General features: G+C 57.3%; 12 protein-coding genes and 4 tRNA genes. All 16 read left to right on the forward strand.

The window, feature by feature from the left end:
- The first annotated feature begins 134 nt into the window (after positions 1 to 134).
- The 16 genes from birA to rpoC all read left to right on the forward strand — a co-directional run bounded on the left by birA (position 135) and on the right by rpoC (position 16,015).
- Complete coding sequence (gene birA, locus UW3_RS0101015) at positions 135 to 1,094, forward strand: bifunctional biotin--[acetyl-CoA-carboxylase] ligase/biotin operon repressor BirA (RefSeq protein WP_010220288.1); 960 nt, start codon at positions 135 to 137, stop codon at positions 1,092 to 1,094.
- Positions 1,084 to 1,830: a pantothenate kinase gene (locus UW3_RS0101020; protein WP_010220289.1), complete on the forward strand. Its 747-nt coding sequence runs from the start codon at positions 1,084 to 1,086 to the stop codon at positions 1,828 to 1,830. The genes birA and UW3_RS0101020 overlap by 11 nt, the downstream gene beginning before the upstream one ends.
- A 7-nt stretch (positions 1,831 to 1,837) precedes the next feature.
- Complete coding sequence (locus UW3_RS0101025) at positions 1,838 to 2,266, forward strand: hypothetical protein (protein WP_010220290.1); 429 nt, start codon at positions 1,838 to 1,840, stop codon at positions 2,264 to 2,266.
- A gap of 152 nt (positions 2,267 to 2,418) precedes the next feature.
- Positions 2,419 to 2,502: transfer RNA gene (locus UW3_RS0101030), tRNA-Tyr, on the forward strand.
- Positions 2,503 to 2,526: 24 nt separating this feature from the next.
- Positions 2,527 to 2,600 (forward strand) — tRNA-Gly (locus UW3_RS0101035).
- A 26-nt stretch (positions 2,601 to 2,626) separates the two neighbouring features.
- Positions 2,627 to 2,702, forward strand: a tRNA-Thr gene (locus tag UW3_RS0101040).
- Between the two features lie 85 nt (positions 2,703 to 2,787).
- A complete protein-coding gene (tuf, locus tag UW3_RS0101045; protein WP_010220292.1) occupies positions 2,788 to 3,981 on the forward strand; it encodes an elongation factor Tu in 1,194 nt (397 codons plus the stop codon).
- Positions 3,982 to 4,034: 53 nt separating this feature from the next.
- Positions 4,035 to 4,110 (forward strand) — tRNA-Trp (locus tag UW3_RS0101050).
- A gap of 45 nt (positions 4,111 to 4,155) precedes the next feature.
- On the forward strand, positions 4,156 to 4,524 hold the full coding sequence (gene secE, locus UW3_RS0101055) for a preprotein translocase subunit SecE (protein ID WP_010220293.1): 369 nt from the start codon (positions 4,156 to 4,158) through the stop codon (positions 4,522 to 4,524).
- 9 nt (positions 4,525 to 4,533) lie between these two features.
- Positions 4,534 to 5,067, forward strand: a complete 534-nt coding sequence (gene nusG / locus UW3_RS0101060; protein ID WP_010220294.1) for a transcription termination/antitermination protein NusG — start codon at positions 4,534 to 4,536, stop codon at positions 5,065 to 5,067.
- A gap of 119 nt (positions 5,068 to 5,186) precedes the next feature.
- Positions 5,187 to 5,618, forward strand: a complete 432-nt coding sequence (gene rplK / locus UW3_RS0101065; RefSeq protein WP_010220295.1) for a 50S ribosomal protein L11 — start codon at positions 5,187 to 5,189, stop codon at positions 5,616 to 5,618.
- Positions 5,618 to 6,313 carry a 50S ribosomal protein L1 gene (rplA, locus tag UW3_RS0101070; protein WP_010220296.1) on the forward strand — a complete coding sequence of 232 codons (696 nt, stop codon included), beginning with the start codon at positions 5,618 to 5,620 and terminating at the stop codon, positions 6,311 to 6,313. Before rplK ends, rplA begins: the two co-directional genes overlap by 1 nt.
- Positions 6,314 to 6,513: 200 nt before the next feature.
- On the forward strand, positions 6,514 to 7,014 hold the full coding sequence (rplJ, locus tag UW3_RS0101075) for a 50S ribosomal protein L10 (protein ID WP_010220297.1): 501 nt from the start codon (positions 6,514 to 6,516) through the stop codon (positions 7,012 to 7,014).
- Between the two features lie 78 nt (positions 7,015 to 7,092).
- Positions 7,093 to 7,458: a 50S ribosomal protein L7/L12 gene (gene rplL / locus UW3_RS0101080; RefSeq protein ID WP_007957596.1), complete on the forward strand. Its 366-nt coding sequence runs from the start codon at positions 7,093 to 7,095 to the stop codon at positions 7,456 to 7,458.
- A gap of 219 nt (positions 7,459 to 7,677) precedes the next feature.
- Positions 7,678 to 11,751, forward strand: a complete 4,074-nt coding sequence (gene rpoB, locus UW3_RS0101085) for a DNA-directed RNA polymerase subunit beta (protein WP_010220300.1) — start codon at positions 7,678 to 7,680, stop codon at positions 11,749 to 11,751.
- 64 nt (positions 11,752 to 11,815) lie between these two features.
- Positions 11,816 to 16,015 (forward strand): DNA-directed RNA polymerase subunit beta', encoded by a 4,200-nt coding sequence (gene rpoC, locus UW3_RS0101090; protein ID WP_010220301.1) that lies wholly within the window; start codon positions 11,816 to 11,818, stop codon positions 16,013 to 16,015.
- Positions 16,016 to 16,069 lie beyond the last annotated feature (54 nt).

The raw sequence follows: 16,069 nt of genomic DNA on the forward strand, positions 1-16,069 counted from the left end.
CGTACGCAGGTAGGGGTTTTGTCTTTCTGACATTTTCCTCTGTGCGCTCCTACTGCCGCTCCCGCAACTCAGTTTTCTATGCAATCCCCACCTGCATGGCTATCATGCCCTCCTCATTGTGAGTCGAGATTGGCATGCTGAAGTTGTTGAAGCTCCTCAAGGATGGCCGGTTCCATTCCGGGCAAGACCTGGGCGCAGCCTTGGGCGTCAGTCGCGCCGCTGTCTGGAAGCAATTGCAGCTTCTTGAGGCTGAGTTGAACCTGCCCATTCATAAAGTCCGTGGCCGCGGCTATCAGTTGGCCACGCCGTTGTCGTTGCTGGAAGAGTCGGCAATAGCCGAGCTTTTCCAAGGCGAACAGTGGCCAGTGTTGATATTCGAATCCATCGACTCGACCAACGCCCAGGCCCTGCGCTCGATCAGCGAAGGCCAGGCTGCGCCGTTCCTGGTGCTGGCTGAGCGTCAGGCGGCCGGGCGTGGCCGGCGTGGCCGGCAGTGGGTCAGCCCATTCGCGGAAAACCTCTATTACAGCCTGGTGCTACGTATTGAAGGCGGCATGCGCCAGCTGGAAGGTTTGAGCCTTGTGGTTGGCCTGGCGGTAATGCGTACGCTGCAGGCCTTTGGTGTTGCCGGTGCGGGACTGAAATGGCCGAATGATGTTCTGGTAAACAATCAGAAAATCGCTGGCATCCTCCTGGAACTGGTCGGAGATCCCGCGGATGTCTGTCACGTAGTGCTGGGGATTGGTATCAACGTCAACATGCAGGTCAACGAGCAGATCGATCAGCTATGGACGTCTGTGCGTCGTGAGACAGGGGTGGCAGTCGATCGTAATAAACTGGTGGCTGCGCTCAGTCAGAACCTGCAGCAGGATCTGCAGCGCCATCGGCAATCCGGTTTCGCCGCGTTCCAGGCCGAATGGGAACAATCCCATCTGTGGCAGGGGGCTGCGGTGTCCTTGATTGCCGGCGTCAACCGGATTGACGGAATTGTTCTAGGCATTGACCGGCAAGGGGCGCTGCGCCTCGAGGTTGATGGTGTTGAGAAGAGCTTTAGCGGTGGTGAGCTCAGTTTGAGGTTGCGTGATGATTCTTGAGCTCGATTGTGGCAACAGCTTTATCAAGTGGCGGGTAATCCATGCTGCACAGGGTGCTGTGGTTGCCGGCGGCATAGTGGACTCCGATCAGGCCCTGGTAGCGGCTGTCATGGCGCTCCCTGAGGCGCCCAAGCGTTGCCGCCTGGTCAGTGTCAGAAGTGAAGAGGAGACCGCCGGTCTTTCGGCGCTGCTCGCTCAGCACTTTGGCCTGAATGTTGTGGTGGCGCAGCCGGCCAAAGAGGTCTGTGGTGTGCGTAATGGCTACGAAGACTACCAGCGCCTTGGTCTGGATCGCTGGCTAGCGCTTCTGGGGGGCTATCACCTGGCGGGCGGCGCTTGCCTGGTCATGGATTTTGGTACGGCGGCCAAGGCCGACTTCGTATCTGCCGACGGCGAGCATCTGGGTGGCTTCATTTGCCCGGGCATGCCGTTGATGCGCAGTCAGCTGCGTACCCACACTCGGCGCATCCGCTATGACGATGCTTCGGCTGAACGGGCATTGTCGAGCCTGGCGCCTGGGCGTTCTACTGTCGAGGCGGTGGAGCGTGGTTGCGTGCATATGCTGCAGGGCTTTGTTCGCTCGCAGCTCGAATACGCTCAGGGACTGTGGGGTGATGATTTCACTGTGCTGCTAACTGGGGGCGATGCGCTCCTGGTGCAGGAGGCCGCGCCACAGGCCCGGGTGGTGCCGGACCTGGTGTTCGTTGGTCTGGCCATGGCTTGTCCCCTGGATTGAGGTGCCTATGCGTTGGTTGTTTCTGTTGTTGGTGGTGCTCAACGTCTTTTATTACGTCTGGCACCAGCAGGAAGCGCCGTTGAAGGCCAAGGAAGTGGCTCCGTTGTCGCTCTACAAGGGAAATCAGCAGGGAATTCGCCTGCTGAGCGAGTCCACCAGTGGTAAGACCGCCCCGGAGCGCGGCCAGGAGTGCCTCTACGTGGGCGGGGTGGCAGCTCAGGAGCAGCTCAAGGCATTGCGTCAGCGTCTGTTGAGCCTGGATATTGCTGCTGTTCCGGTTACTGGTCGCCTCGGTGACAGTACGGGGTTGTGGCTGCAGGTCGCGCCCCAGAGCCAGCGTTTGCTGGACCAAGCCCTGCTCACGACTCTTTCCCATGATTTCAAAGACTTAAAACATAAAATAATGTTGTGCGAGGGTATTGCAACTGGCGAATAGCTTGATAGAATGGCGCCCGCTTCACAGGGAACACCACTCAGGTGGTAGAGCTGGAGGCGGTGTCAAAGCAGCTAAGTTTCAGATTTGATTGAAAAAATTTGAAAAAACGCTTGACACTGGATCGGCATCTACATAGAATGCCGGCCAAATCTGGAGGGATTCCCGAGCGGTCAAAGGGGACGGACTGTAAATCCGTTGCGAGAGCTTCGAAGGTTCGAATCCTTCTCCCTCCACCAGTTTTAGCGAGAGCCGCAAGCTCCGCGGGTATAGTTTAGTGGTAGAACCTCAGCCTTCCAAGCTGATGATGCGGGTTCGATTCCCGCTACCCGCTCCAGGTTTGCTGTTGTTGCACAGTGTTACGCTCTTGTAGCTCAGTTGGTAGAGCACACCCTTGGTAAGGGTGAGGTCAGCGGTTCAAATCCGCTCAAGAGCTCCATATAACAAGGCAGATATGAAAATATCTGCCTTTGTTTTAATGGTCTGTTTGATCTGCTTATTACTTCTACCGGGGGACAGTCTCGATGGCTAAGGAAAAGTTCGAACGTAACAAGCCGCACGTAAACGTTGGCACCATTGGTCACGTTGACCATGGCAAGACTACGTTGACTGCCGCGCTGACTCGCGTTTGCTCCGAAGTTTTCGGTTCGGCCAAGGTCGACTTCGACAAGATCGATAGCGCCCCGGAAGAGAAGGCTCGTGGTATTACCATTAATACCGCGCACGTTGAGTATGATTCGAACATTCGTCACTATGCTCACGTTGACTGCCCTGGTCACGCTGACTATGTGAAGAACATGATTACCGGTGCCGCCCAGATGGATGGCGCGATCCTGGTTTGCTCGGCCGCTGATGGTCCGATGCCGCAAACCCGTGAGCATATCCTGCTGTCCCGCCAGGTTGGCGTTCCCTACATCGTGGTCTTCCTGAACAAGGCTGACCTGGTAGACGATGCCGAGCTGCTGGAACTGGTCGAGATGGAAGTTCGCGACCTGCTGAGCACCTATGACTTCCCTGGCGACGACACTCCGATCATCATTGGTTCGGCGCGTATGGCCCTGGAAGGCAAAGACGACAACGAAATGGGTACCACCGCTGTCAAAAAGCTGGTTGAGACTCTGGATAGCTACATCCCAGAGCCTGAGCGCGCTATCGATAAGCCGTTCCTGATGCCGATCGAAGACGTATTCTCGATCTCGGGTCGTGGCACCGTTGTTACCGGTCGTATCGAGCGTGGTGTTGTTAACGTTCAGGATCCGCTGGAAATCGTCGGTCTGCGTGATACTCAAACCACTACCTGTACTGGTGTTGAGATGTTCCGCAAGCTGCTCGATCAGGGTCGTGCTGGCGAGAACTGTGGCGTGCTGCTGCGTGGCACCAAGCGTGACGACGTCGAGCGTGGTCAGGTCCTGGTCAAGCCGGGTTCGGTCAAGCCGCACACCAAGTTCACTGCAGAAGTTTACGTTCTGAGCAAGGAAGAAGGCGGTCGTCACACTCCGTTCTTCAAAGGCTACCGTCCGCAGTTCTACTTCCGTACGACTGACGTTACCGGTAACTGCGAATTGCCAGAAGGCGTCGAAATGGTAATGCCGGGCGATAACGTTCAAATGACCGTTACCCTGATCAAAACCATTGCGATGGAAGATGGCCTGCGTTTCGCCATTCGTGAAGGCGGTCGTACCGTCGGCGCTGGTGTCGTAGCTAAAGTTATCGAATAAGTAGTTGATTTCTCTCGATCAGGCCGGCATAATGGTCGGCCTGATAAGCTTTTAGGTCAGTAGCTCAATTGGCAGAGCGACGGTCTCCAAAACCGTAGGTTGGGGGTTCGATTCCCTCCTGACCTGCCAGATTCACCTCGTGTGTCTGGCTTTCTTTTCACAGGATTTTCCTAGATGACTCCCAAGGCTGAAGCCCAAGACTCTCGTTTTGATCTGCTCAAGTGGCTGGCTGTTGTCGCTTTGGTAGTCGTTGGTGTTGTGGGTAATCACTATTACTCCGCCTCGCCGGTTCTGTACCGCGTACTCGCACTTCTTGTCTTTGCTGCTGTAGCTGGCTTCGTTGCCCTGCAGACCGCCAAAGGCAAGTCGTTCTTTGCGCTGGCAAAGGAAGCTCGCACCGAGATTCGTAAAGTCGTATGGCCAACCCGCCAAGAAACCACGCAGACCACACTCATCGTAGTGGCGGTTGTCCTGGTGATGGCGTTGCTGCTGTGGGGTCTCGACTCCCTGCTCGGTTGGTTGATTTCCTTGATTGTTGGCTAAGGGTGTCCCGTGGCTAAGCGTTGGTACGTTGTGCATGCTTACTCGGGTTACGAGAAGCATGTCATGCGCTCGCTGATCGAGCGCGTAAAGCTGGCTGGCATGGAAGATGGCTTCGGCGAAATTCTGGTCCCCACTGAAGAAGTGGTTGAGATGCGCAATGGCCAGAAGCGCAAAAGCGAGCGTAAGTTCTTCCCAGGTTATGTGCTGGTCCAGATGGACATGAACGAAGGGACTTGGCACTTGGTCAAGGATACCCCTCGCGTCATGGGCTTCATCGGTGGTACTGCAGACAAGCCTGCGCCAATCACCGACAAAGAAGCTGAGGCCATTCTGCGTCGCGTTGCCGATGGCAGCGACAAGCCGAAGCCGAAGACGCTGTTCGAGCCGGGCGAAGTGGTCCGCGTTATCGACGGTCCGTTTGCTGATTTCAACGGTACCGTTGAAGAAGTTAACTACGAGAAGAGCCGGATCCAAGTGGCCGTGCTTATTTTCGGTCGCTCTACCCCGGTAGAGCTCGAGTTCAGCCAGGTCGAGAAGGTCTAGCCGAACAAAGCATCCCATACCCCGCAGCCCTATGTGCTGCGGGGTTTTGTCGTCACTGGGATAAAACGCAAGTCATCCGGGGAGCCTTCTGGCGTTCGTACCCGATATTGGAGTAGCTCATGGCTAAGAAGATTCAGGCTTACATCAAGCTGCAAGTAAAGGCCGGCCAGGCCAACCCAAGCCCACCCGTTGGTCCAGCACTGGGTCAACACGGTGTGAACATCATGGAATTCTGCAAGGCCTTCAACGCCCGTACTCAGGGTCAAGAAGCCGGCCTGCCGACTCCTGTGATCATCACTGTTTACAGTGACCGCAGCTTCACCTTCGAAACCAAAAGCACCCCTGCTTCGGTTCTGCTGAAGAAAGCAGCTGGCCTGACCAGCGGTTCTGCACGTCCGAACACCGTTAAAGTCGGTACTGTGACCCGTGCTCAGCTGGAAGAGATCGCAAAAACCAAAAATGCTGATCTGACCGCTGCTGACATGGATGCGGCCGTGCGTACCATCGCCGGTTCCGCTCGCAGCATGGGCCTCAACGTGGAGGGTGTGTAATGGCTAAGCTGACCAAGCGCCAAAAAGCCATTGCTTCGAAAATCGAAGCAGGCAAAGTCTACAACTTCGAAGAAGCAGCAGTACTGCTGGCCGAACTGTCCACCGTGAAGTTCAGCGAATCCTTCGACGTTGCTGTCAACCTCGGTGTTGACCCACGTAAATCCGACCAGGTCGTTCGTAGCGCTACCGTGCTGCCACACGGCACTGGCAAGACCGTACGTGTAGCTGTCTTCACCCAGGGTCCTGCTGCTGAAGCCGCTCTGGCTGCTGGCGCTGACCGCGTTGGTATGGACGATCTGGCTGCCGAAATGAAAGGCGGCGACCTGAACTATGACGTCGTTATTGCTTCCCCGGACGCAATGCGTGTTGTAGGTCAGCTGGGTCAGGTTCTGGGTCCTCGCGGCCTGATGCCTAACCCGAAAGTCGGTACCGTAACTCCAGACGTAGCCACCGCGGTTAAGAACGCCAAGGCTGGTCAGGTTCGTTATCGCACCGACAAAAACGGCATCATCCACACCTCCGTTGGCAAAGTCGGCTTTGAAGCTGGCAAGCTGAAGGAAAACGTTGAAGCCCTGATCGCTGATCTGAAGCGTATCAAGCCAGCTTCCTCGAAAGGTATCTACGTCAAGCGCGTTACCCTGAGCACCACCATGGGCCCAGGTCTGGTCATCGACCAGAGCTCGCTGAGCGCGTAAGACAAAGCCCGGTGCGAGCGATCGCGCCAGGTTGAAAAAATTGGGGTCCCTGCCTGGCGGGGGCTATCCAAGACCGTAGGCGGCGCAAGCCTTAAACCTCAAGCCTACGCAGATGGTGCTCCCGGTTCCTTACCGAATCAGACACCAAAACGACATCCGGCTTCGGCCAGATGAAACGGTAACAAGCAGGAGTTAAACCCGTGGCAATTAAACTCGAAGACAAGAAGGCCATCGTCGCTGAAGTCAACGAGGCTGCCAAAGTCGCTCTGTCCGCTGTCGTGGCTGATGCCCGTGGTGTGACTGTAGGCGCAATGACCGGACTCCGTAAAGAGGCTCGTGAAGCTGGCGTATACGTACGTGTCGTACGTAACACCCTGCTCAAGCGCGCTGTTGCTGACACTGAATTCAGTGTCCTCAACGACGCCTTCACCGGCCCGACCCTGATCGCTTTCTCCAACGAACACCCGGGCGCTGCTGCTCGTCTGTTCAAAGAGTTCGCCAAGGGTCAGGACAAGTTCGAGATCAAGGCAGCTGCGTTTGATGGCAAGTTCCTTGCCGCTAACCAGATCGACGTGTTGGCTACCCTGCCGACCCGCGACGAGGCCATTGCGAAGCTGATGAGCGTGATCCAAGGCGCTACCAGCAAGCTGGCTCGTACCCTGGCAGCCGTTCGCGACCAGAAAGAAGCTGCTGCTGCCTAAGGCACCGCAAGCCCTTTCAAAATCATATGTTTAATTTGATGGCTGCGTAAGCTGTCACCCCAATACAGGATTCAAGTCATGTCTCTGACTAACGAACAAATCATCGAAGCAATCGGCCAGAAAACCGTTCTGGAAGTTGTTGAGCTGATCAAAGCAATGGAAGAAACCTTCGGTGTTACCGCTGCTGTTGCCGCTGCTGGCCCAGCTGCTGCCGCTGCCGTTGTTGAAGAACAAACCGAATTCAACGTTGTTCTGGTTGAAGCCGGCGAGAAGAAAGTCAACGTGATCAAGGCCGTTCGTGAACTGACCGGTCTGGGCCTGAAAGAAGCCAAAGAGAAAGTTGACGGCGCTCCTCAGGTTGTCGCTGAAGGCGTTTCGAAAGAAGCCGCTGAAGACGCCAAGAAGAAGCTGGAAGAAGCAGGCGCTAAAGTCGAACTCAAGTAATTTCGACTTTGCGACTCCAGCCCGAGCGCTAAGCAAACGGCTGATGGCTGGTGGCTCTTGCCACCGGCCTTTTTCCGTTATTGGCAGCTGACCAGGTCGGCGCCGATAACGAGCTGCAACCGCCAATGATGGTGGCGCAAACCAAGGGGTTTGCACGATTTTCTGGCTGCTCCCGTCGGGAGAAGCCAAACAAGCAGGTGACCAAGCTGGGGAACGCTGATGGCTTACTCATACACTGAGAAAAAACGTATCCGCAAGGACTTTAGCAAGTTGCCGGACGTCATGGATGTGCCTTACCTCCTGGCCATCCAGCTGGATTCGTATCGTGAATTCTTGCAAGCGGGAGCGACCAAAGATCAGTTCCGCGACGTGGGCCTGCATGCGGCCTTCAAATCGGTTTTCCCGATCATCAGCTACTCCGGCAATGCTGCCCTGGAGTACGTTGGCTATCGTCTGGGCGAACCGGCTTTTGATGTCAAAGAATGCGTACTGCGTGGCGTGACCTACGCGGTTCCGCTGCGGGTAAAAGTCCGCCTGATCATTTTCGACAAAGAATCGTCGAACAAAGCGATCAAGGACATCAAAGAGCAAGAAGTCTACATGGGTGAAATCCCCCTGATGACTGAAAACGGTACCTTCGTAATCAACGGTACCGAGCGTGTTATCGTTTCCCAGCTGCACCGTTCGCCGGGCGTGTTCTTCGATCACGACCGCGGCAAGACGCACAGCTCTGGCAAACTGCTGTACTCGGCGCGGATCATTCCTTACCGCGGCTCGTGGCTGGACTTCGAATTCGATCCGAAAGACTGTGTATTCGTCCGTATCGACCGTCGTCGCAAGCTGCCTGCATCGGTTCTGCTGCGCGCCCTGGGCTACAGCACTGAAGAAGTGCTGGACGCTTTCTACACCACCAACGTCTTCCACGTGTCGGGCGAGAAGCTCAGCCTGGAGCTGGTGCCTCAGCGCCTGCGTGGTGAAGTTGCGGTCATGGACATCCACGACGAAACCGGCAAGGTCATCGTCGAGCAAGGTCGTCGTATCACCGCTCGCCACATCAACCAGCTGGAAAAAGCTGGCGTCAAGCAGTTGGACGTGCCGCTGGAATACGTCCTGGGCCGCACTACCGCCAAGGCGATCGTGCACCCGGCTACCGGCGAGATCCTGGCTGAGTGCAACACCGAGCTGAGCACCGACGTCCTGGTGAAAATCGCCAAGGCCCAGGTTGTTCGCATCGAGACCCTGTACACCAACGACATCGACTGCGGTCCGTTCATCTCGGATACCCTGAAGATCGACTCCACCAGCAACCAATTGGAAGCGCTGGTCGAGATCTATCGCATGATGCGTCCTGGCGAGCCGCCAACCAAGGATGCCGCCGAGACCCTGTTCAACAACCTGTTCTTCAGCGCCGAGCGTTACGACCTGTCGGCCGTTGGCCGCATGAAGTTCAACCGTCGTATCGGTCGCACCGAGATCGAAGGTTCGGGCGTGCTGAGCAAGGAAGATATCGTCGAGGTCCTCAAGACCCTGGTCGACATCCGTAACGGCAAAGGCATCGTCGACGACATCGACCACCTGGGTAACCGTCGCGTCCGTTGTGTTGGCGAGATGGCCGAAAACCAGTTCCGCGTTGGCTTGGTGCGTGTAGAGCGCGCGGTCAAAGAGCGTCTGTCGATGGCTGAAAGCGAAGGCCTGATGCCTCAGGACCTGATCAACGCCAAGCCGGTTGCGGCGGCGGTGAAAGAGTTCTTCGGCTCCAGCCAGCTCTCGCAGTTCATGGACCAGAACAACCCGCTGTCCGAGATCACCCACAAGCGTCGTGTCTCCGCACTCGGCCCTGGTGGTCTGACCCGTGAGCGCGCAGGCTTCGAAGTCCGTGACGTACACCCGACCCACTACGGCCGTGTGTGCCCGATCGAGACCCCTGAAGGTCCGAACATCGGTCTGATCAACTCCCTGGCTGCGTACGCTCGCACCAACCAGTACGGCTTCCTGGAAAGCCCGTACCGCGTGGTGAAAGAGGGCGTGGTTACCGACGACATCGTGTTCCTGTCGGCGATCGAAGAAGCTGATCACGTCATCGCCCAGGCTTCGGCCACGATGAACGAGAAGAAGCACCTGATCGACGAGCTGGTAGCTGTTCGTCACTTGAACGAATTCACCGTCAAGGCGCCGGAAGACGTCACCCTGATGGACGTTTCGCCCAAGCAGGTAGTTTCGGTCGCAGCGTCGCTGATTCCGTTCCTCGAGCACGACGACGCCAACCGTGCGTTGATGGGTTCGAACATGCAGCGTCAGGCTGTACCAACCCTGCGTGCCGACAAGCCGCTGGTCGGTACCGGCATGGAGCGCAACGTTGCCCGTGACTCCGGCGTTTGCGTCGTAGCTCGTCGTGGTGGCGTGATCGACTCCGTCGATGCCAGCCGTATCGTGGTTCGTGTTGCCGATGACGAAGTTGAAACCGGTGAAGCCGGTGTCGACATCTACAACCTGACCAAATACACCCGTTCGAACCAGAACACCTGCATCAACCAGCGTCCGCTGGTGAACAAGGGTGACGCGGTTCAGCGTGGCGACATCATGGCCGACGGCCCGTCCACCGACATGGGTGAGCTGGCACTGGGTCAGAACATGCGCATCGCGTTCATGGCATGGAACGGCTTCAACTTCGAAGACTCCATCTGCCTGTCCGAGCGTGTGGTTCAGGAAGACCGCTTCACCACGATCCACATCCAGGAACTGACCTGTGTGGCCCGTGACACCAAGCTTGGCCCAGAGGAAATCACCGCGGATATCCCGAACGTCGGTGAAGCTGCGCTGAACAAGCTGGACGAAGCCGGTATCGTTTATGTGGGTGCTGAAGTTGGCGCCGGCGACATCCTGGTCGGCAAGGTCACGCCAAAAGGCGAAACCCAGCTGACGCCGGAAGAAAAACTGCTGCGTGCGATCTTCGGTGAGAAGGCCAGCGACGTTAAAGACACCTCCCTGCGCGTGCCTACCGGCACCAAAGGTACCGTCATCGACGTACAGGTCTTCACCCGTGATGGCGTCGAGCGCGATAGCCGTGCGCTGTCCATCGAGAAGATGCAGCTGGACGAGATCCGCAAGGACCTCAACGAAGAGTTCCGCATCGTCGAAGGCGCAACCTTCGAGCGTCTGCGTTCGGCTCTGAACGGTCAGGTTGTCGACGGTGGTGCAGGCCTGAAAAAAGGCACTGTGATCACCAACGAAGTCCTCGACGGTCTGGAGCACGGCCAGTGGTTCAAACTGCGCATGGCCGAAGACGCGCTGAACGAGCAGCTCGAGAAGGCCCAGGCCTACATCGTTGATCGTCGCCGTCTGCTGGACGACAAGTTCGAAGACAAGAAACGCAAGCTGCAGCAGGGCGATGACCTGGCACCGGGCGTACTGAAGATCGTCAAGGTCTACCTGGCAATCCGTCGTCGCATCCAGCCGGGCGACAAGATGGCCGGTCGTCACGGTAACAAAGGTGTGGTCTCGGTGATCATGCCGGTCGAAGACATGCCGCACGACGCCAACGGCACTCCGGTCGACGTAGTACTCAACCCACTGGGTGTACCATCGCGTATGAACGTTGGTCAGATCCTCGAAACCCACCTGGGCCTGGCGGCCAAGGGTCTGGGCGAGAAGATCAACCGCATGCTCGAAGAGCAGCGCAAGGTCATCGAGCTGCGCAAGTTCCTCACCGAGATCTACAACGAAATCGGTGGTCGTCAGGAGCAACTGGAGACCTTCTCCGACCAGGAAATCCTGGACCTGGCGAACAACCTCAAAGGCGGTGTGCCAATGGCCACTCCAGTCTTCGACGGTGCCAAGGAAAGCGAGATCAAGGCCATGCTGAAACTGGCAGATATGCCAGAAAGCGGTCAGATGCAGCTGTTCGACGGTCGTACTGGTAACAAGTTCGAGCGTCATGTGACCGTTGGTTACATGTACATGCTCAAGCTGAACCACTTGGTGGACGACAAGATGCACGCGCGTTCCACTGGTTCTTACAGCCTGGTTACCCAGCAGCCGCTGGGTGGTAAGGCGCAGTTCGGTGGTCAGCGTTTCGGGGAGATGGAAGTGTGGGCGCTGGAAGCATACGGCGCGGCATACACCCTGCAAGAAATGCTCACAGTGAAGTCGGACGATGTGAACGGTCGGACCAAGATGTACAAAAACATCGTGGACGGCGATCACCGTATGGAGCCGGGCATGCCCGAGTCCTTCAACGTGTTGATCAAAGAGATCCGTTCGCTCGGTATCGATATCGATCTGGAAACCGAATAACACGTGACGCGAATCGGGAGCGTGGCTGAAAAGCCCGCTCCCTGCTCCGCCAGGAGGAAAGGCCTTGAAAGACCTACTGAATTTGCTGAAAAACCAGGGTCAAGTCGAAGAGTTCGACGCCATCCGTATCGGATTGGCCTCGCCTGAGATGATCCGTTCGTGGTCGTTCGGTGAAGTTAAAAAGCCGGAAACCATCAACTACCGTACGTTCAAACCTGAGCGTGACGGCCTGTTCTGCGCCAAGATTTTTGGCCCAGTCAAGGACTACGAGTGCCTGTGCGGTAAGTACAAGCGCCTGAAACACCGCGGTGTGATCTGCGAGAAGTGCGGCGTTGAAGTCGCCCTGGCCAAGGTGCGTCGTGAGCGCATGGCGCACATCGAACTGGCTTCGCCGGTTGCCCACATCTGGTTCCTGAAGTCGCTGCCGTCCCGTATCGGCTTGCTGATGGACATGACCCTGCGTGATATCGAACGCGTTCTCTACTTCGAGAGCTATGTCGTTATCGACCCGGGCATGACCACCCTGGAAAAAGGCCAGCTGCTCAACGACGAGCAGTACTTCGAAGCGCTGGAAGAGTTCGGCGATGACTTCGACGCCCGCATGGGTGCCGAGGCTGTCCGCGAGCTGCTGCACGCTATCGACCTGGAGCACGAGATTGGTCGCCTGCGCGAAGAGATTCCGCAGACCAACTCGGAAACCAAGATCAAGAAGCTGTCCAAGCGTCTGAAACTGATGGAAGCCTTCCAGGGCTCGGGCAACCTGCCTGAGTGGATGGTCCTGACCGTTCTGCCGGTTCTGCCGCCAGACCTGCGTCCATTGGTTCCGCTGGATGGCGGTCGCTTCGCGACTTCCGACCTGAACGACCTGTATCGTCGGGTGATCAACCGTAACAACCGTCTGAAGCGCCTGCTCGACCTGTCCGCGCCGGACATCATCGTGCGCAACGAAAAGCGCATGCTGCAGGAAGCGGTCGACGCCTTGCTGGATAACGGCCGTCGCGGTCGTGCCATCACCGGTTCGAACAAGCGTCCTCTGAAATCCCTGGCCGACATGATCAAGGGTAAGCAAGGTCGTTTCCGTCAGAACTTGCTCGGTAAGCGTGTTGACTACTCCGGCCGTTCGGTAATTACCGTAGGTCCGACCCTGCGTCTGCACCAGTGCGGTCTGCCGAAGAAGATGGCTCTCGAGCTGTTCAAGCCGTTCATTTTCGGCAAGCTGGAAATGCGTGGTCTGGCGACCACCATCAAGGCCGCCAAGAAGATGGTCGAGCGCGAGCTGCCAGAGGTTTGGGACGTTCTCGCCGAAGTGATTCGCGAACACCCCGTACTGCTCAACCGTGCACCGACCCTTCACCGTCTGGGTATCCAGGCCTTTGAACCGGTACTGATCGAAGGTAAGGCTATCCAGCTGCACCCGCTGGTCTGTGCTGCGTACAACGCCGACTTCGACGGTGACCAGATGGCCGTTCACGTGCCGCTGACGCTGGAAGCCCAGCTTGAAGCACGCGCGCTGATGATGTCGACCAACAACATTCTGTCGCCAGCCAACGGTGAGCCAATCATCGTTCCGTCGCAGGACGTTGTACTGGGTCTGTACTACATGACCCGTGAAGCCATCAACGCCAAGGGCGAAGGTCGCGTATTCGCCGACCTGCAGGAAGTCGACCGCGTATTCCGCGCCGGCGAAGCTGCCCTGCACGCCAAGATCAAGGTTCGTATCAACGAAACCGTTAACGATCGTGATGGCGGCAGCGTCAAGAACACCCGTATCGTCGACACCACTGTCGGCCGTGCGCTGCTGTTCCAGGTTGTACCACCAGGTCTGTCGTACGACGTGGTCAACCAGCCAATGAAGAAAAAGGCGATCTCCAAGCTGATCAACCAGTGCTACCGCGTGGTTGGTCTGAAAGAGACCGTGATCTTCGCTGACCAGCTGATGTACACCGGTTTTGCCTACTCGACCATCTCCGGCGTTTCCATCGGTGTTAACGACTTCGTTATCCCGGATGAAAAAGCCCGCATCATCGGTACCGCTACCGACGAAGTGAAAGAGATCGAGAGCCAGTACGCCTCCGGCCTGGTAACCCAGGGCGAGAAGTACAACAAAGTCATCGACTTGTGGTCCAAGGCGAACGACGAAGTCTCCAAGGCGATGATGGCCAACCTCTCGAAAGAGAAAGTCATCGACCGCAATGGCGACGAAGTCGAGCAAGAGTCCTTCAACTCGATGTACATGATGGCTGACTCCGGTGCCCGGGGTTCGGCAGCTCAGATTCGTCAGCTGGCCGGTATGCGTGGTCTGATGGCCAAACCGGACGGCTCGATCATCGAGACGCCGATCACCGCGAACTTCCGTGAAGGTCTGAGCGTACTCCAGTACTTCATCTCGACTCACGGTGCTCGTAAGGGTCTGGCGGATACCGCGTTGAAAACCGCGAACTCCGGTTACCTGACTCGTCGTCTGGTAGACGTAGCCCAGGATCTGGTGGTTACCGAGATCGACTGCGGCACCGAGCAAGGCCTGCTGATGACGCCGCACATTGAAGGCGGCGACGTTGTAGAGCCTCTGGGTGAGCGTGTACTGGGTCGTGTTATCGCCCGTGACGTGTTCAAGCCAGGCACCGACGACGTTATCGTTCCGGCCGGTACCCTGGTCGACGAGAAGTGGGTCGAGTTCATCGAGCTGAACAGCATCGACGAAGTGATCGTGCGTTCGCCAATCAGCTGCGAAACCCGCTACGGCATCTGCGCCAAGTGCTACGGTCGCGACCTGGCTCGCGGTCACCAGGTGAACATCGGTGAAGCAGTCGGCGTTATCGCTGCCCAGTCGATCGGTGAGCCGGGTACCCAGCTGACCATGCGTACGTTCCACATCGGTGGTGCTGCAAGCCGGACCTCGGCTGCCGACAGCGTCCAGGTGAAGAACGGCGGTATGGTTCGCCTGCACAACCTGAAACAGGTTGAGCGTGCCGACGGTAACCTGGTTGCCGTATCGCGTTCCGGTGAGTTGGCGATTGCCGACGAATTCGGTCGTGAGCGTGAGCGCTACAAGCTGCCTTACGGTGCAGTGATTTCGGTGAAGGAAGGCGACAAGGTCGACGCTGGCGCAATCGTCGCCAAGTGGGACCCGCACACCCACCCGATCGTTACCGAAATGAAAGGTACCGTGACCTTCGTGGGCATGGAAGAAGGCATCACCATCAAGCGTCAGACTGACGAATTGACTGGTTTGACCAACATTGAAGTTCTGGACGTCAAAGACCGTCCGGCTGCAGGTAAGGAAATCCGTCCTGCAATCAAGATGGTCGACGCCAACGGCAAGGATCTGCTGCTGCCAGGTACCGACGTACCGGCTCAGTACTTCCTGCCGGCCAACGCCCTGGTTGGTGTGGCTGACGGTGCCCAGATCGGCGTCGGTGACGTTATCGCGCGTATCCCGCAAGAAACGTCGAAGACCCGTGACATCACCGGTGGTCTGCCACGGGTTGCCGACTTGTTCGAAGCCCGTCGTCCGAAAGAAGCCTCGATTCTGGCTGAAGTCAGCGGCACCATCGCCTTCGGTAAAGAGACCAAGGGCAAGCGCCGTCTGGTCATCACCCCGAACGACGGTAGCGATCCGTACGAAGAGCTGATTCCGAAGTGGCGTCACCTGAACGTCTTCGAAGGCGAACAAGTGAACCGCGGCGAAGTTATCTCCGACGGTCCGAGCGATCCGCACGACATCCTGCGTCTGCTGGGTGTCAGCGCGCTGGCCAAGTACATCGTCAACGAGATTCAGGACGTTTACCGTCTGCAAGGCGTTAAGATCAACGACAAGCACATCGAAACCATCCTGCGTCAGATGCTGCGCAAGGTCGAGATTGCCGAGTCGGGTGACTCCAGCTTCATCAAGGGCGACCAGATGGAGCTGACCCAGGTACTGGTAGAGAACGAGCGCCTTGGCGCGGAAGACAAGTTTGTCTCCAAGTTCACTCGCGTACTGCTGGGTATCACCAAGGCCTCGCTGTCCACCGAATCGTTCATCTCGGCGGCTTCCTTCCAGGAAACCACCCGCGTACTGACCGAAGCGGCGGTAACCGGCAAGCGCGATTACCTGCGCGGCCTGAAAGAAAACGTGGTCGTGGGTCGTCTGATCCCGGCCGGTACCGGTCTGGCCTACCACAGCGAGCGCAAGCGTCGCCGTGATGCCGACAAGCCGCTGCGCGTAAGTGCCAGTGAGGTGGAAGCCGCACTGACCGAAGCGCTGAATTCCAGCGGTAACTGAAAGTAGGATAGGGCCCCGGCAAACCTGTTTTGGCCATCGGCGACATAATTTGTT

The organism is Pseudomonas donghuensis (genome assembly GCF_000259195.1).
GTDB lineage: Bacteria > Pseudomonadota > Gammaproteobacteria > Pseudomonadales > Pseudomonadaceae > Aquipseudomonas > Aquipseudomonas donghuensis.

Bases quoted from the DNA above. Each gene is read 5' to 3' on its own strand.
- rplK (WP_010220295.1), top strand. From the start codon at position 5,187: ATGGCTAAGAAGATTCAGGCTTACATCAAGCTGCAAGTAAAGGCCGGC.
- secE (WP_010220293.1), top strand. From the start codon at position 4,156: ATGACTCCCAAGGCTGAAGCCCAAGACTCTCGTTTTGATCTGCTCAAG.
- UW3_RS0101020 (WP_010220289.1), top strand. From the start codon at position 1,084: ATGATTCTTGAGCTCGATTGTGGCAACAGCTTTATCAAGTGGCGGGTA.
- UW3_RS0101025 (WP_010220290.1), top strand. From the start codon at position 1,838: ATGCGTTGGTTGTTTCTGTTGTTGGTGGTGCTCAACGTCTTTTATTAC.
- rplL (WP_007957596.1), top strand. From the start codon at position 7,093: ATGTCTCTGACTAACGAACAAATCATCGAAGCAATCGGCCAGAAAACC.
- tuf (WP_010220292.1), top strand. From the start codon at position 2,788: ATGGCTAAGGAAAAGTTCGAACGTAACAAGCCGCACGTAAACGTTGGC.
- rpoB (WP_010220300.1), top strand. From the start codon at position 7,678: ATGGCTTACTCATACACTGAGAAAAAACGTATCCGCAAGGACTTTAGC.
- rplA (WP_010220296.1), top strand. From the start codon at position 5,618: ATGGCTAAGCTGACCAAGCGCCAAAAAGCCATTGCTTCGAAAATCGAA.
- birA (WP_010220288.1), top strand. From the start codon at position 135: ATGCTGAAGTTGTTGAAGCTCCTCAAGGATGGCCGGTTCCATTCCGGG.